General features: G+C 71.1%; 15 protein-coding genes. 4 read left to right on the plus strand and 11 right to left on the minus strand.

The features are described 5' to 3' along the window. Positions 1-32: 32 nt before the first annotated feature. From EWH70_RS04910 to EWH70_RS04920, 3 genes are all read right to left on the minus strand, one after another. Positions 33-356 carry a hypothetical protein gene (locus EWH70_RS04910; RefSeq protein ID WP_130474018.1) on the minus strand — a complete coding sequence of 108 codons (324 nt, stop codon included), beginning with the start codon at positions 354-356 and terminating at the stop codon, positions 33-35. After that, complete coding sequence (gene nagA, locus EWH70_RS04915) at positions 353-1,492, minus strand: N-acetylglucosamine-6-phosphate deacetylase (RefSeq protein WP_420809035.1); 1,140 nt, start codon at positions 1,490-1,492, stop codon at positions 353-355. Before nagA ends, EWH70_RS04910 begins: the two co-directional genes overlap by 4 nt. Before the next feature lie 98 nt (positions 1,493-1,590). Then, the gene (locus EWH70_RS04920) at positions 1,591-2,175 is read right to left on the minus strand and encodes a SigE family RNA polymerase sigma factor (protein ID WP_130474019.1); all 585 of its coding nucleotides are present in this window, start codon (positions 2,173-2,175) and stop codon (positions 1,591-1,593) included. A gap of 154 nt (positions 2,176-2,329) precedes the next feature. Between EWH70_RS04920 and EWH70_RS04925 the strand changes: the two genes are divergently transcribed. Further along, complete coding sequence (locus tag EWH70_RS04925; RefSeq protein WP_130474020.1) at positions 2,330-2,611, plus strand: YciI family protein; 282 nt, start codon at positions 2,330-2,332, stop codon at positions 2,609-2,611. Here the strand turns inward: EWH70_RS04925 and EWH70_RS04930 are convergent. Both EWH70_RS04930 and EWH70_RS04935 read right to left on the minus strand, forming a co-directional pair. Continuing rightward, complete coding sequence (locus tag EWH70_RS04930) at positions 2,605-3,072, minus strand: pyridoxamine 5'-phosphate oxidase family protein (protein ID WP_130474021.1); 468 nt, start codon at positions 3,070-3,072, stop codon at positions 2,605-2,607. The two genes, EWH70_RS04925 and EWH70_RS04930, sit on opposite strands and share 7 nt — an antisense overlap. Positions 3,073-3,074: 2 nt before the next feature. Beyond that, positions 3,075-3,962 (minus strand): SDR family oxidoreductase, encoded by an 888-nt coding sequence (locus EWH70_RS04935; RefSeq protein ID WP_130474022.1) that lies wholly within the window; start codon positions 3,960-3,962, stop codon positions 3,075-3,077. 116 nt (positions 3,963-4,078) lie between these two features. Between EWH70_RS04935 and EWH70_RS04940 the strand changes: the two genes are divergently transcribed. Further along, on the plus strand, positions 4,079-4,906 hold the full coding sequence (locus tag EWH70_RS04940; RefSeq protein WP_130474023.1) for an LLM class F420-dependent oxidoreductase: 828 nt from the start codon (positions 4,079-4,081) through the stop codon (positions 4,904-4,906). A 76-nt stretch (positions 4,907-4,982) separates the two neighbouring features. Further along, positions 4,983-6,011 (plus strand): class II fructose-bisphosphate aldolase, encoded by a 1,029-nt coding sequence (gene fbaA, locus EWH70_RS04945; RefSeq protein WP_130474024.1) that lies wholly within the window; start codon positions 4,983-4,985, stop codon positions 6,009-6,011. Between the two features lie 463 nt (positions 6,012-6,474). On the opposite strand, the gene EWH70_RS04950 is transcribed toward fbaA, so the two are convergent. Continuing rightward, positions 6,475-7,677, minus strand: a complete 1,203-nt coding sequence (locus EWH70_RS04950) for a hypothetical protein (protein WP_130474025.1) — start codon at positions 7,675-7,677, stop codon at positions 6,475-6,477. Between the two features lie 230 nt (positions 7,678-7,907). On the opposite strand from EWH70_RS04950, the gene EWH70_RS04955 reads away from it, so the two are divergent. Beyond that, positions 7,908-8,318 (plus strand): DUF3151 domain-containing protein, encoded by a 411-nt coding sequence (locus tag EWH70_RS04955; protein ID WP_130474026.1) that lies wholly within the window; start codon positions 7,908-7,910, stop codon positions 8,316-8,318. Here the strand turns inward: EWH70_RS04955 and EWH70_RS04960 are convergent. The 5 genes from EWH70_RS04960 to EWH70_RS04980 form a co-directional block, all read right to left on the minus strand. Continuing rightward, positions 8,275-9,024 carry an SDR family NAD(P)-dependent oxidoreductase gene (locus tag EWH70_RS04960; RefSeq protein WP_130474027.1) on the minus strand — a complete coding sequence of 250 codons (750 nt, stop codon included), beginning with the start codon at positions 9,022-9,024 and terminating at the stop codon, positions 8,275-8,277. The two genes, EWH70_RS04955 and EWH70_RS04960, sit on opposite strands and share 44 nt — an antisense overlap. After that, positions 9,021-10,013, minus strand: a complete 993-nt coding sequence (locus tag EWH70_RS04965) for an enolase C-terminal domain-like protein (protein WP_130474028.1) — start codon at positions 10,011-10,013, stop codon at positions 9,021-9,023. The genes EWH70_RS04960 and EWH70_RS04965 overlap by 4 nt, the downstream gene beginning before the upstream one ends. Continuing rightward, complete coding sequence (locus EWH70_RS04970) at positions 10,010-11,110, minus strand: ROK family transcriptional regulator (protein WP_130474029.1); 1,101 nt, start codon at positions 11,108-11,110, stop codon at positions 10,010-10,012. The genes EWH70_RS04965 and EWH70_RS04970 overlap by 4 nt, the downstream gene beginning before the upstream one ends. Further along, positions 11,107-12,453 carry an MFS transporter gene (locus tag EWH70_RS04975; RefSeq protein WP_240686798.1) on the minus strand — a complete coding sequence of 449 codons (1,347 nt, stop codon included), beginning with the start codon at positions 12,451-12,453 and terminating at the stop codon, positions 11,107-11,109. The genes EWH70_RS04970 and EWH70_RS04975 overlap by 4 nt, the downstream gene beginning before the upstream one ends. Positions 12,454-12,557: 104 nt before the next feature. Further along, a complete protein-coding gene (locus EWH70_RS04980; RefSeq protein ID WP_130474030.1) occupies positions 12,558-13,781 on the minus strand; it encodes a lipase family protein in 1,224 nt (407 codons plus the stop codon). Positions 13,782-13,858: the final 77 nt, after the last annotated feature.

Consider the following 13,858-nt stretch of genomic DNA (forward strand, 5'->3'; position numbering starts at 1 on the left):
CTCAACGGTACAGGGTGACCCTGCGCACACTCTCAGAGCAGAGTCAGCAGCCCGACGACCGTGCCCGAGGCCAGCCCGAGCAGGACCGCGAGCAACAGCACCCAGTGCGCGGGCAACGGCCGGGCCGGAGTGATTTGCCTGGTCGTCGCGCCCGGCTGGGCGTCGGCACGCACCGTCGGCGGCTCGGTCTCCTCCAGCTGGGCGCGGGCCCGCTCCAGCGAGTCCGCGCCCGTTCCCGACAGCAGTCCGTAACCGACCGGTGGCGGGGCGGAAGGTTGCTCACCCGGCGGCGCGCTGCGGGCCTGGGCACGCAGCGCCTCGGCGAGCAGCCGTTCCGGGTCCTCCGCCTGGTTCACGACGTCGAGCGTAGCCGCCCGACACCCTCGACCCACTCACCGTGCCGCAGCACGCGAACCGGCCGCAGGTCGTCGTCCAGCACGACGAGGTCCGCCGCGAGCCCCGGCCGCAGCGCACCGGTCCGGTCGTCGATGCCCAGCAGCTGAGCGGGCCTGGTCGCGGTGGCGTGCACGGCGTCGGCGACGCTCAGCTTCGCCCCGTGCACCAGGTTGCGGAACGCCGCGTCCATGGTCAGCGTGCTGCCTGCCAGCGATCCGTTGCCTGCCAGCGTCGCCACCCCGTCGGTGACGTCGACGTCCAGCTTGCCCAGCCGGTAGCTGCCGTCAGCCGCGTCGGTGGCCGACATGGCGTCGGTGATCAGCACGGTCCGCCCGGTACCGGCGTGCCGGGCAGCCAGCCGGAGCACGGTCGGGTGGACGTGCACAAGGTCGCAGATCAGCTCGACGGTGATCCGCTCGTCGTCGAGCAGCGCCCCGATCGGCCCGGGCTCCCGGTGGTGCAGCGGCCGCATGCCGTTGAACAGGTGCGTCGCGACGCTCGCGCCGGCGTCGACGGCAGGCAGGATCTGCTCCTCGACGCCGTCGGTGTGCCCGATCGCCGCGATCACGCCGCTCTCCACGAGCTGACGCACCGCCTCGACGCCGCCGTGCAGCTCGGGCGCGAGGGTCACCATCCGGACGTGGCCGTGCCCCGCGGACAGCAGCTTGTCGACGACCGCCGTCTCCGGCTCGCGCAACGCGGCCGGGTCGTGCGCTCCGCAGCGGGCCTTCGAGATGAACGGCCCCTCCAGGTGGATGCCCGCGATCAGGCCGTCCTGCGCGAGCTCGGTCAGCGCCGCCATCTGCTCGACCAGCGTGTGCACCGGATCGGACACCAGGCTGGCCAGCATCGTCGTAGTCCCGTGCCGCCGATGCGCGGCCACCGCCCGCGCGAGGTCCTCGGGGTCGGTCCCGGAGAAGGAGCCACCGCCACCACCGTGACAGTGGGTGTCGATGAAGCCGGGCACGATCAGTGCCCCCGCCACATCGACCCGCTGGCCGTCCGGCGGATCGCCGGTACCGATCTCGCTGATCAGACCACCCGACACGGCAAGCCAGTCACCGCTCTGGCCGGCCAGTCTGCCGCCGGTGATCACGAAGTCCATCGCACCCGTCACCAGTCCAGCATATTGGTCTAAACCAGATTGCGGGTCACGGCCCGCGAACCTTCCTTCTACCGGCGGGCCAAGCTGGGCTAGTTGGGTGCCTGCATGACCCGCTGTAGTGCCTCCAGGGCCCTGCTCGCCGTCGACTTCACGGTGCCCTTGGAAATGCCGGCGGCCTCCGAGATCTCCGCCTCGGACAGGCCGCCGTAGTACCGCAGCACCAGCACCTCGCGCTGCCGGGGCGGCAGTTTGCCCAGTGCGTTCACGACGGCCTGGTGCTCGGTGGACAGCATCGCCAGGCTCTCCGCGGACCGCGCGTTGACCGCGTGCGGCGGGACGTACTCGCGGGCCGTCTTGCGCCGCCTCAGCACGCTGCGTGACCCGTTGACGACCGCCGTGCGCAGGTACCCGACGGCCGCGGCCGCGTCCCGCAGCCGTCCCCAGTTGCGGTGCAGGCCGGTGAACGCCTCCTGGACGACGTCCTCCGCCGTGGCGGGCTCGTCGACGAGCAGGATGGCCAGCCGGACCAGCCGCATCCGGTGGGTGCGATACAGGTCCTCCAGGGTCAGCGGCCCCTGCGGGCCCTGCGGTGCGACGGCCGGCGCCGGTCCGTCCATGGTGCGGAGGTGTCCGAGCGTGCGCTCGACGCTGCGCTCCGCGCTGGCCTCCTGCATCGGTGTCCGTCCGTCCTGTCCTGTTTGCACGGTGTATCCCGCGGGTGAGCTCACGTGACGAGTCACGTCGCTCAAGCCTAACGGGTTGGCTGCCCGGGAGGCAGTGCTCATATTGTGGGAGTCTCCGCTCACCCACTGGACCGTAAGGAAGCCCATGGCCTGGTTTCTAGTAGAAATCCGCTACGACCAAGACCGCTACGGCGCGGTCCGTCCGCGGCACCGCGAGTTCCTCACCGGGCTGGCGGAGCAGGGCGTCGTCGCGGTCGCCGGCCCGCTCGGCGACGGCTCCGGCGGCATCACCCTGTACCAGGCCGAGGACCGCGAGGCCCTGCAGGCGATCATCGACCGCGACCCGTACTTCGTCGAGGGGGCCGTGGCCGATCACACCGTCCGGGAGTTCCAGCCGCTGATCGGCGCCTGGGTGCCCGGTCAGTAGGTGCCGGCCAGCTTGGCGTGATCCCAGCTGACGATCTTCGTCGGTGTGAACACCAGCCCCACCCGCTTGGCGGCCTGCGCCCGGAGGAAGCCGTCCACCTCCGGGCCGGTCGCGCCGCCGGTGAGGTCGTACCGGGCCGACATCGCCGAGCCGATCTCGAAGACCCGCTCGGTGTCGGTGACGATCTCGACGTCGGCCTCGAACGACACGCCGCGCAGCTCCTCGTAGGCATGCCCGGACTCGATCTGCACGGTGGCCTGCGGCAGCCGCCTGAGGTTGGCGACCTTCTGCGATTTGCCGTAGGTCCAGGTGGCGACGCCGTCGCCGTGTGGAACGTAGAACAGCGGTGCCAGGTGCGGCCTGCCGTTCGGGCTCATGGTTGCCACGCTGATCACCCGCTGCTCGTCGAGGTAGGCCCGCACCTCGTCGGGGGTCATCCGGATCTGTGCTCGTCGGGACATCGTCACCTCGTCGCTGCCCGGCCACCGTGGCCGGTTACGGACGACTCCTTGGCTCCGCGCCGCTCGATGTCGGCCAGTGCGGCGCGGTCGGCGTCGGGCACCCGGGACCGGGCGCCGAACTCGATTATCCGGGGTAGCACCGTCCGGATGTTCTTGAGCGCGCCGACCCAGCGCGGCACGTGGATGACCCGCGCCCGGCGCAGGACGCCCGCCTCGATCTGGTCGAGCGCCGTCTTCAGCGGGTAGGTCTTGCCGATCAGGCCGGGCATGCCTGCCCGCAGCTTGCCGAAGACCGGGTGCGCGTCGGCGCTGGACACCAGGTCGGTGCGGATCCACGTGGGGTGGGCGACGCCGACGGTGACGCCGAGGTGGGCGACCTCGGGACGCATGCTGTTGACGAACGCCTCGACGCCTGCCTTCGCGGCGGCGTAGTTGGCCATGCCGGGGGCGTGCGCGATGGCGGCCAGCGAGGAGATGGCGAGCAGGTAGCCCCGGCTCTCGATGACATGCGGCAGCGTGACCCGGAACGTGCGCCAGACGCCGAGCAGATCGACCTCGATGACCTTCTCGAAGGCCGCCGGGTCGACCGAGCGGACGAAGCCCGTCGTGGCGATCCCGGCGTTGGCGATCACGATGTCGATCCGGCCGAAGAGCTCGATGACCTCGGCCGTCGCGCGTTCGAGGTCGGCCCAGCTGGTGACGTCGACCTCCCAGGACCGCGCGGCGTCGCCGATCCCCTCGGCCACCTTGCGCTGTTCCTCGGCTTCCAGGCCGAGCAGGGCCACCTCCGCGCCTCTGGCGGCGAACCGCTCGGCGAGCCCGGCACCGATTCCGCGAGCCGCGCCTGTGATCAGCACCACTTTGCCGTTGAGGTCCTTCGGAGTGGCCACGTTGCCTCCCTTGCTCGGCTGACCAGCACGGTACCTCAACCTACTGCGAGTAGGCTACTGTCGAGTAGCTCACGGTGCGGGGAATGAATCCGTCGCCGGGCGCCGTTGACCGGGCCATGACCGTTGATGTGGGCAGGTTCGGAATCTGGCGGCGTTCGTGGGACGTGACCACCGAGGAGGTCGCGCTGGTCGAGGAACTGGGCTTCGGCGCCCTCTGGATCGGCGGTTCGCCCCCTGCTGACCTCGAACTCGCCGAACGGCTGCTGGGCGCGACCGGCTCGCTCGTGGTGGCCACCGGCATCGTGAACATGTGGGCCAGTGATCCGACGGAGCTGGCGCGGTCCTATCACCGCATCGCCGCCCGGTATCCCGGCCGGTTCCTGCTCGGCGTCGGCATCGGGCACCGGGAGCACACCCAGGAGTACCGCTCGCCGTACGACACCATCGTGTCCTATTTGGACACACTGGATGCCGAGGGTGTCCCGAGGGAGCATGTGGTGCTGGCCGCGCTCGGCCCGAAGGTGCTGAAGCTGTCCGCCGAGCGGACCGCGGGCGCGCACCCGTACCTCACCACCCCGGAACACACCCGCAGGGCCAGGGAGATCCTCGGCGACGGCGTGCTGCTCGCGCCCGAGCACAAGGTCCTGCTGGAGACCGACCCGGCGCGGGCGAGGGAGATCGGCCGTCCCGCGGTGCGGGATCCGTACCTGTCGCTGAGCAACTACGTCAGCAACCTCAAGCGGCTCGGCTACACCGACGCCGACGTCTCCGACGGCGGATCCGACCGGCTGGTCGACGCGCTCGCGCTGCACGGTGACGCCGCCCAGATTGCCGCCGGCCTGCGGGAGCACCTCGACGCCGGTGCGGACCACGTGGCGGTGCAGGTACTGGGTGACCGGCCGCTGGAGGACTACCGGACGCTCGCGGGTGAGCTAGTGCACTGAACGTGCGGTTTTGCGTGGGCGATGGGCTCGTAAGATGCCGCTTGAACGGCGACCAAGCCCCCTAGGAGGACTTACGATGCCCATCGCCACCCCCGAGGTCTACGCGGAGATGCTGGACCGGGCCAAGGCGAACGAGTTCGCTTACCCCGCCATCAACGTGACTTCCTCGGAAACCCTGAACGCGGCCATCCGGGGCTTTGCCGAGGCGGAGAGCGACGGGATCATCCAGTTCTCCACCGGCGGGTCGGAGTTCGCCTCGGGCCAGAAGGTCAAGGACATGGTGACCGGCGCGACGGCGCTGGCCGAGTTCGCGCACGTCGTGGCCGCCAAGTACCCGGTCAACGTCGCGCTGCACACCGACCACTGCCCCAAGGACAAGCTGGACGGCTTCGTCCGCCCGCTGATCGACATCTCCACTGAGCGGGTCAAGCGCGGTGAGAACCCGCTGTTCCAGTCGCACATGTGGGACGGCTCGGCCATCGACCTGGACGAGAACCTGGAGATCGCCGCGGAGCTGCTGCCGAAGGCCGCCGCCGCGAAGATCATCCTGGAGGTCGAGATCGGCGTCGTCGGCGGCGAGGAGGACGGCGTCGCGCACGACATCAACGACAAGCTGTACACCGCCGAGGGCGACTTCGTGAAGACGATCGAGGTGCTCGGCTCGGGCGACAAGGGCCGCTACTTGCTCGCCGCGACGTTCGGCAACGTGCACGGCGTGTACAAGCCGGGCAACGTGAAGCTGCGCCCGGACGTGCTCAAGCGTGGCCAGCAGGTCGCCGCCGAGAAGCTCGGCCTGCCCGAGGGCTCCAAGCCGTTCGAGCTGGTGTTCCACGGTGGTTCCGGCTCGCTGCTGGAGGAGATCCACGAGTCGCTGTCCTACGGCGTGGTGAAGATGAACGTCGACACCGACACCCAGTACGCGTTCTCGCGGCCGATCGCCGACCACTTCTTCAAGAACTACGACGGCGTCCTGAAGATCGACGGCGAGGTCGGCAACAAGAAGGTCTACGACCCGCGTAGCTACCTCAAGGTCGCCGAGGGCGCGATGGCCGCCCGCGTCGTCGAGGCCGCCCAGAACCTGAAGTCGGCAGGCCAGAAGCTCTGACCCGTCGCTCCCGGGCTGGGATGCGGGGCCGGATGCCGAGTGTCGTGTTCGGGAACGCGAATGACGTGTTCAGGAACGTGAAACTCGTGCTCCGGCCCGTTAGGGCCGCGCGAGCGGCCCGTTCGGCCAGACGAGGACGGGGCCTGGGGCGCCCGATCTGGACCCGGCGTGCCAGGCAGTGGGACCAGTGGGCGGGAACGTGCGACTCGTGGGTCCGGAACGGTCGACTCGCGGGTCGGGAACGGAGGACTCGCGCGACCGGACCGGTCGCGCGAGTGATCGGCACCAGGTGAGAACCGGCGTCCACATGGTGAGTTCTGCGCTCACGCACGCGAGTTCTGCTTTCCGGAACGCGAGTTCTACGTTCCGGTACTTGCCGGGGCATGAGGCGCCGTGAGGGCCCCCTTCACGGCATCACCTCGGCCCTCAGCCGCAGGACTTTGCCGGGTCTGACGCTGACCCGTCAGACCACCGCGTCGGGCAGATGATGCGGCTGGGGGCGGCGGGAGTTCCACCAACGGGCCAGTGGCCCGCCCGCCGCCCACAGCAGCGCCACCCCGGCCAGCACGACCGGCACGGTCCAGTAGGCGATCGGCGGCGCCGACGCGGTGTGCGCGTCGGGCAGCAGCCAGTCGCTGAACTGCGCCTGCGTCCACAGCGCGCCGTAGCCGAACGCGGTGACCAGCAGCCCGCCCACGCCGGCCGTCAGCAGCGCGTGGCTCCGCCCGATCCGGAACGCCAGGTCCACCGCCAGCCCGACGAACAGCAGATAGAACGGCACCGTCGAGGTCGGGAACTCCGCGGCCAGCAGCAGCGGCCAGATCACGCCCCGGTAGCCGACGTACAGCGTGGCCACCACGGTCGCCGCCCACGCCTTGCCGATGGTGTGCCTGGCCAGCGCCAGAATCAGCGCCATCACGCCGATGCCCCACACCGGGTACACCCACTCGGCGATCGGCAGCGTGAAGTTCAGTACCGCCACCCGGTCCACCGGCCTGCCGATCTGCTCGGCGGCGAAGGACAGCAGCTCGTGCTCGGCCTCCGGCGTGCCGCGCTCCCAGGACAGCAGCCCGAGCACGCCGTACTCCTGCTGGCCGTTGGGGAAGAACGTGTTCTCCAGGAAGAACGCCCACAGCCCGGTCAGCACCAGCGCCCGCGTCCGGCCCGGCGTCGAGAACTTCAGCCAGCCGTCGATGACGCCGAGCAGCATGATGCCGGTGCCGATGTAGAGCATCATGTGCGACGGGCTCCACGCGGTGAGGTCGAGCCCGTTGATCCGGTGGTTGATGACGTCCAGCGGCGCGGCGATCAGGAACACCACGGTGCCGGTCTGCATCAGCCGGAGCGACCGCTTGTCGCAGCCGAGTCCGGTGTAGCTGTGGATCGAGACCAGCACCATGATGATCACCGTGCCGACGGTGTTGATCAGGTGCGGCGGCGCCAGGTCGTCCCGCAGCCACTGGAAGTGCCACGACATGTCCCACGACGAGCCGATCAGCTTGAACAGGAACGCCGTCAGCCACATGCCGTAGGCGAAGTTCAGCGCCCACGGCGCGGTCGGCTGTCCGGGTGCGCCACGTTTCCAGTACAGCTGGAAGAACAGCTTCGTCTTCGCGATCGGGCTGCGCGGGACGACGTCGGGATCTGCGGCTACTGCCTTGGTCACCCGTCCATCATCGCCCTTCGGTGTGACACCCAGTAGGTCAGGTGGCCCGAAACATCCGAAAACCCGGGTTCACCCGTAGGGGTGGCGGGTTTGCGTGGCCGCCGGGCCCACGGGCATGGTGTCGGGCGATGATGCCCAAACGACTCGTTGCCGCAGTGCTCGTCGCCGTCCTCGTCCTGGGTGCGGGCGGCGTCGTCACCAGCCTTTTCCTGTAAGTGCAGAATGGCGGCATGACTTCCGCCAACCTGCTCGGACCCGACCCCACCCGCCTCCCCGAGCGCGCCGCCGCGCAGGCCGCGCTGGACGCGGGCACCGACCCGGCCGAGGTGGCCGCCGAGCACCCCGACTTCAGCGAGGCGTGGGCCGCGCTCGGTGAGAACGCGCTGGCCGACGGCCAGGTGGTGGCTGCCTACGCCTACGCCCGCACCGGCTACCACCGCGGCCTGGACCAGCTGCGCCGCGCCGGCTGGAAGGGGCACGGCCCGGTGCCCTGGGACCACCGGCCGAACCAGGGCTTCCTGCGTGCGCTGGCGGTGCTCGCGAAGGCAGCCGAGCGGATCGGGGAGACCGAGGAGTACGAGCGCTGCTCGACGTTCCTCACCGACTCCGACCCGGCGGCTGCTCATCTGCTGGAAAAGTAGGTTCCGGTAGGACGGTGGTCAGCGCGCCGTCCACGGTGATGGTCTCGCCGGAGACGAACCTGGCCCGCTCGCTGAGCAGGAAGGCGATCACGTCGGCGATGTCCTGTGGCTGGGCCAGCTCGCCGAGCGGGTAGGTGCCGGCGAGGGCGTTCCTGACGTCCTCGTCGCGCCAGCGGTGCGCGTTGCGGGGCACCGCGACGAACCCCGGCCGGACCATGTTGCACCGGAGCCCGCGTGGGCCCAGCTCGACCGCGGCGGCCCGGCCGAGTGCCTCCAGCGCGGCCTTGGCCATGGCGTACGGCGCCTGCCCGGCCCAGGCGTAGCCCGCGTGGATCGAACTGACCAGCACCGCGGCACACGGCCGTCCGCCCGCGCGGGCGAGCAGTCGCTGGAGCGGCGCCAACGCGGACACGGCGCCGATCTCCAGCACCCTGCGCAGGGCGTCCGGCGTCTGCTCCGACAGCCCGGCACGGTGCTCGGCGAGCAGGCAGTGCACGAGCCCGGTCACCGGGACGTCCAGTGCTTCGAACGCGGCGTCGCAGACCGCGGGGTCGGTGGCGTCGCCGCGGATCCACGGCACGGCGGCCAGGCCCGGCGGCGGCTCAGCGAGGTCCACGACCGCGACCTGCCGCCCCTGTTCCAGCAGCTCCACCACGACGGCCGAGCCGATGCCGCCCGCTCCGCCGAGCACGACCACACCACTCACGAGCCGACCCTTTCCCAGACCGCCGAGGGCGCCAGCCCGATCCCGCACGGCTCGGAAACGACCGAGCCACGGCGGTCACCGGACTCGCCGAACATGACCTCCAGCGTGCCCGCTCCCAGAGCGGAGAGCACGTGTGTACTGGTCGCGGTCGCCACCGGGCCGGTCGGGTTGTGCAACGACACCGCGGCGCCGAGGTCGTACAGGCGCCTGGTCAGTTCCAGGGTGCGCCGGGCGCCACCAGCGTGTTTGACGTCGGGCAGCACCACGTCCAGTGCGCCGGCGACGACCGCGGGACGTGCCTCGGCGAGGTCGGCGATCAGTTCACCACCCGCCAGCGAGCACTCGGCCGCGCGCTTGATCGCCAGCAGGTCGTCGATCGCGTCGATCGGGGCGACGTCCTCCAGCCAGGCCAGCTCGAGCGCACGGAGCTTCGGCGCGATCCGCAGCAGTTCGTCCCGCCGCAGGACCTGGTGCACGTCGACCATGACGCCCGTGTCGGGCCCCACCGCCGTCCGGACGGCCTCCACCCGGGCCAGCCCCTCCTCGGCCCGGTGACGGCCGTCGAGGCCGTCGAACGGCGCCAGCTTCACCGCGGTGTAGCCCGCGGCGACCGCGGCCTTCGCCTTGACGGCGAACCCGTCCGGGGTCCGCTCGGTGGTGCCCCGGTTGATGTTGGCGTACGCCGGAACGTCCGCCTCGGTGCCGCCGAGCCACCGCGCCAGCGGCAGGCCGGCTCGCCGGGCGGTCAGGTCCTCCCACGCGGCGATCAGACCGCTGGCGACGGTGCGGGACGCCAGGTCGCCACCGGCGGCCATCGCCCACTGCCAGGCTTCGTCAGGGCCCGGGACGCGGCGCAGCAGCGCGGCGGCCGTGCCGGCGTCGCAGGCGTCGGAGCACTCGCCGTAGCCGGTGAACCCGTCCTCGGCGACCTCGATGATCAGCCATTCGGACCGCTGGTTGAGCCGGAGCCGGTGCAGCACCGGGGTCATGCCGCGACCCCGGTGGCGAGGAAACCACGCACGACCAGTCCCGCTGCCGCCATGACCAGCGAGTCGGGACCCGACCTCGGCCGGACCAGCGCCTCCGGCGGGACCGCCTCGGCACGATCGCGGACCGCGTCGAGCCAGTGGTCCGACGGCGCGCCGCTGCCGCCGAGGAGGATCAGGCCTGCCCCGGTCAGGTCGTGCAGGGTGTCGGCCAGCAGGGCGACCTGGGTGCTGCGTGCCTCGAGCAGCCTCGTCGCTGCCGGGTCGGCGTCGTCCGCCAGGCGCAGCAGGTCCGGCAGGGATGTCACCGTGAGCCCGGCGGACCGGGCCGCGGCGAGCAGCGCCCGGTCCGTCCCGCACTCGCCGAAACGCGCGTGACCGCCGGTCAGCCCGGGCACCAGGATGCGCCCGACGGTCCCCTGGACGATGGTGTCCGAGGCCGTCGCGACGAACCCCATCTCGGCGACGTTGCCGACGAACAGGTACAGCACGCTGTGCTCGGCCGGCGCCGCCCCGAAGGTCAGTTCGGCGCCTAGGTGAGCACGCACGTTGCTGTCCACCACGACGTCCAGGCCGGTCCCCGCGCGGAGCGGCGTGGCGACGTCGACGCCGGTCCAGCCGAGGGCGTCGTGGCGCACGACCCGTCCCGCCGCCCGATCCACCTCGCCGCCGGTGATCACGCCGACGCCGAGTACCGGACCGGGCGCCGACGCGGCCGTCGTGGCGGCCAGTTCGGCGGCCCGGCGCAGGGTGGCGGCCGCGTCCGAGGGATCGCGTTCCTCGGCGTACCGCTCGACACAGCGGCCGGCCAGGTCGGTCAGCCCGACGGTGGTGCGTTCGAGGCCGAGGTGCACGCCGACCGCGTGCCTGCTCGACGGGTTCAGCTCCACCGGCACCCTGGGGCGGCCGATCCGGCCGGGCTGCTCGGTGAGCTCGCGGACGATGCCCGCGGTCAGCAGCGGCTCGATGATCCGGCCGACGCTGCCGTGGTTGAGTGCGAGTGCCTTGGCGATGTCGCTCCGCGCCACCGGGCCCCGCCGCGCGAGCAACTGCAGCACGGCCGCTGTGTTGGCCTGCCGGGCCTGACGCGGCTGCGTCATGTCTTCACCGCCGTTCCGGACTCGACGCCGTTGACTTCCTCCAGTTCGACGCCGGTGGTGGCCAGCCACGGCGACGCCGCGACCAGCACCGCGCACACCACGAACGCACCGGCGTACCACGCTACGACCTGGATCCCGTACTGCTGCGCCAGCATGGGGGCCAGGAACACGTTGAGCGCGATGGCCAGCCGGGTCACGCACTGGGCGATGCCGGACCCCAGCCCGCGCAGCGCCGTCGGGAACGCCTCGCTGCTCCACACCCAGCTCAGCACGCCCGGACCGAACCAGGTCAGCGTGGCGTACAACGCCCAGAAGATCACCAGGCCGGTACCGGAACGCTCGCCGAAGAAGGCGATGCCGAGCCCGGCGACGAACACGCCGAGACAGGTCCACACGCCGAGCCAGCGGCGGTTCACCCGGTCGATGACCTGCGCGCCCACCCACACCGCGATGATCCCCAGCACGAAGCCGAGCAGGGAGAAGTACAGCGTGTTGGACACGCCGATGCCGGTGCTGCTGACGATCAGCGGGCCGGAGACCGTCGCCACCGCCCCGCCGAAGGCCTGGATCGCGAAGAACGCCGTCACGGTCGCCAGCCGCCGCCACGCACCACCGGCCAGCAGAGCCCGGTAGCTCCGCTTCTCGACGACGGTGTGCCTCGGCGGTTCCAGCCCGAGCGCGTCGTGGACCCGCTGTGCCTCCTCCACCCGGCCGTGTGCACGCAGCCAGCGCGGCGACTCCGGCAGGAACTGCCTGGCCACCAGCACCGCGGCCGCGGGGATGGCGGCGATGCCGAACAGCCACCGCCAGGTCTCGTCACCGAACAACGGATCGAGGGCCAGCGCGAGCAGTACCGACACGATGGCGCCACCGAGCCACATCAGGTTGGGCAGGCTCCCGGCGACGCGGCCGCGGCGGGCCGTCGGGGCGATCTCGGTGAGGAACGCGTGCGACGTCGGGATGTCCATGCCCACCGCGACGCCGAGCACGAACCTGGCGGCCACCAGCTGCCAGACCTCCTGCACGAACGCCGCGGCGATGGAGGCCACCACGAAGAACGCCAGGTTGATCATGAAGATCAGCCGGCGACCGAACCGGTCGGACAGATCACCGAAGACCAGCAGGCCGACCGCGGTACCCACGAACGCGGCGGCGGTGACCAGGCCCACCTCGGTGACGGAGAGATCGAAGTACGGCCGGAGGAACAGCATCGCGGCCCCGATGACCAGCAGGTCGTAGCCGTCGATGAACTCCCCGAAGGCGACCAGCCTGCCGGTCCAGTTACGGACGAACCGCGCCCGTCCCGGGGAGATCGGGGTGGACTTCGCTACGGCGGACACCATTGGGAACCCCCTTATGTGCGACGCGCACAAAACTACACCCGATTGGGTCCCGAACGCCAGAAGGGCCGCCTCCCCGAGGGGAAGCGGCCCTGTGTTGCCTGGGGCTAGAAGCGTCCGCAGTTGTTCGGGGCCGGCAGCCCGGCGAACCGGCCCTCCAGCCAGGCGAACGCCTCGGGATAGGCGCGGATGGCCCCGCCGACGTGGCTGGGCACCAACGAGGCGCTGAACTGCACCTTGGTTCCCGCGTCGCACCAGTCGACCGCGGCCTCGCGGCCCTGGGCGAACGGCACGATGTCGTCGAGCCTGCTGTGCACGACCAGCACCGGCGCGCCGGGCTCGCGGTCGCCGATGCGCTGCTCCGCGACGCGGCTGCGGTACGGCTCCTCGTCGAGGTACGCGGTCAGCGGCCTGCCGTCCTTGGTGAGGTCGACGGAGCGGGTGAACGCGTGCGCGGCGATGGCGTCCACCGTGCACTGGTTCTTGACCTGTTCGAACAGCCGCTTGCCGCGCTCGTTGAGCACGCTCGGGATGTCCAGCTCCGGGTACGCCTCGTTCAGGCTCACCAGCGCGAAGCCGAGGAAGCCCGCGGCGTAGTGGCCGTCGAGCACCTTGGCGACCTCGGCGAGGTCGGCGGGAATGGCGCCGGCGTAGGCGCCCTTGAGGTCGAGTTCCGGCGCGTAGCTGGGCTGCAGTTCGGCGGCGGACGCCGAGGCGGCGCCGCCCTGCGAGTAGCCGGCGATGCCGACCGGGCCGTCGTCCGGCAGGCCGGCCTCGGGCAGACGCTGGGCCGCCCGGATGGCGTCGAGGACGGCGTGGCCCTGCGACTCGCGGTTGACGTAGGTGTGCACGCCCGGCGTGCCGAGGCCCTCGTAGTCGGTGATCACGACGGCGAAGCCACGCAGGAGCAGGCCGGAGAGGAACGGGCCCTCGTATTCGAGGCCCGCGGCCATCGCGCGGCTCGGGGCGCAGTGGTCGCCGACGCCCTGGGTACCCGCCGCGTAGGAGATCAGCGGACGCTCGCCCTTGCCGATCCACGGGGTGTTCGGGGTCAGTACGGTTCCGGTCACCGCGATCGGCTTGCCGTGCGTGTCGGTGCTGCGGTACATGATCCGCTGCACCTTCGCCGGTGCGCGAAGCAGTTTGGCCGGGTCGAGGAAGAAGTCCGCGGGCTCGTGCCGGATGACGTCGCCGTTGCGACCGGGCGGCAGCGGGGAGGGCGGATCGTAGAAGGAGGTGTCAGCGGAGGCCGGCGTGCCGGCCGTCAGCAGGGCGGTGGCGGCGGCAACGACGAAACCGACGACGAGACCGCGACGAGTGGACCGGCTCATCCTGTCTCTCCATTGAGTCGAGGATTTTCCGACGGAAGTGTCGGAAAGTATGTTGAAGTGAGGTGAACCCGGTGTCA

Origin of the sequence: Amycolatopsis suaedae, from assembly GCF_004214935.1 — a bacterium.
In the GTDB taxonomy this organism is placed as follows: Bacteria; Actinomycetota; Actinomycetes; order Mycobacteriales; family Pseudonocardiaceae; genus Amycolatopsis; species Amycolatopsis suaedae.

What these genes read in the sequence shown, in the direction of transcription:
- EWH70_RS04920 (WP_130474019.1), bottom strand. Translation starts at nt 2,175, where the DNA reads ATGCAGGAGGCCAGCGCGGAGCGCAGCGTCGAGCGCACGCTCGGACAC.
- EWH70_RS04925 (WP_130474020.1), top strand. Translation starts at nt 2,330, where the DNA reads ATGGCCTGGTTTCTAGTAGAAATCCGCTACGACCAAGACCGCTACGGC.
- EWH70_RS04930 (WP_130474021.1), bottom strand. Translation starts at nt 3,072, where the DNA reads ATGTCCCGACGAGCACAGATCCGGATGACCCCCGACGAGGTGCGGGCC.
- EWH70_RS04940 (WP_130474023.1), top strand. Translation starts at nt 4,079, where the DNA reads ATGACCGTTGATGTGGGCAGGTTCGGAATCTGGCGGCGTTCGTGGGAC.
- fbaA (WP_130474024.1), top strand. Translation starts at nt 4,983, where the DNA reads ATGCCCATCGCCACCCCCGAGGTCTACGCGGAGATGCTGGACCGGGCC.
- EWH70_RS04955 (WP_130474026.1), top strand. Translation starts at nt 7,908, where the DNA reads ATGACTTCCGCCAACCTGCTCGGACCCGACCCCACCCGCCTCCCCGAG.
- EWH70_RS04965 (WP_130474028.1), bottom strand. Translation starts at nt 10,013, where the DNA reads ATGACCCCGGTGCTGCACCGGCTCCGGCTCAACCAGCGGTCCGAATGG.
- EWH70_RS04970 (WP_130474029.1), bottom strand. Translation starts at nt 11,110, where the DNA reads ATGACGCAGCCGCGTCAGGCCCGGCAGGCCAACACAGCGGCCGTGCTG.
- EWH70_RS04975 (WP_240686798.1), bottom strand. Translation starts at nt 12,453, where the DNA reads ATGGTGTCCGCCGTAGCGAAGTCCACCCCGATCTCCCCGGGACGGGCG.
- EWH70_RS04980 (WP_130474030.1), bottom strand. Translation starts at nt 13,781, where the DNA reads ATGAGCCGGTCCACTCGTCGCGGTCTCGTCGTCGGTTTCGTCGTTGCC.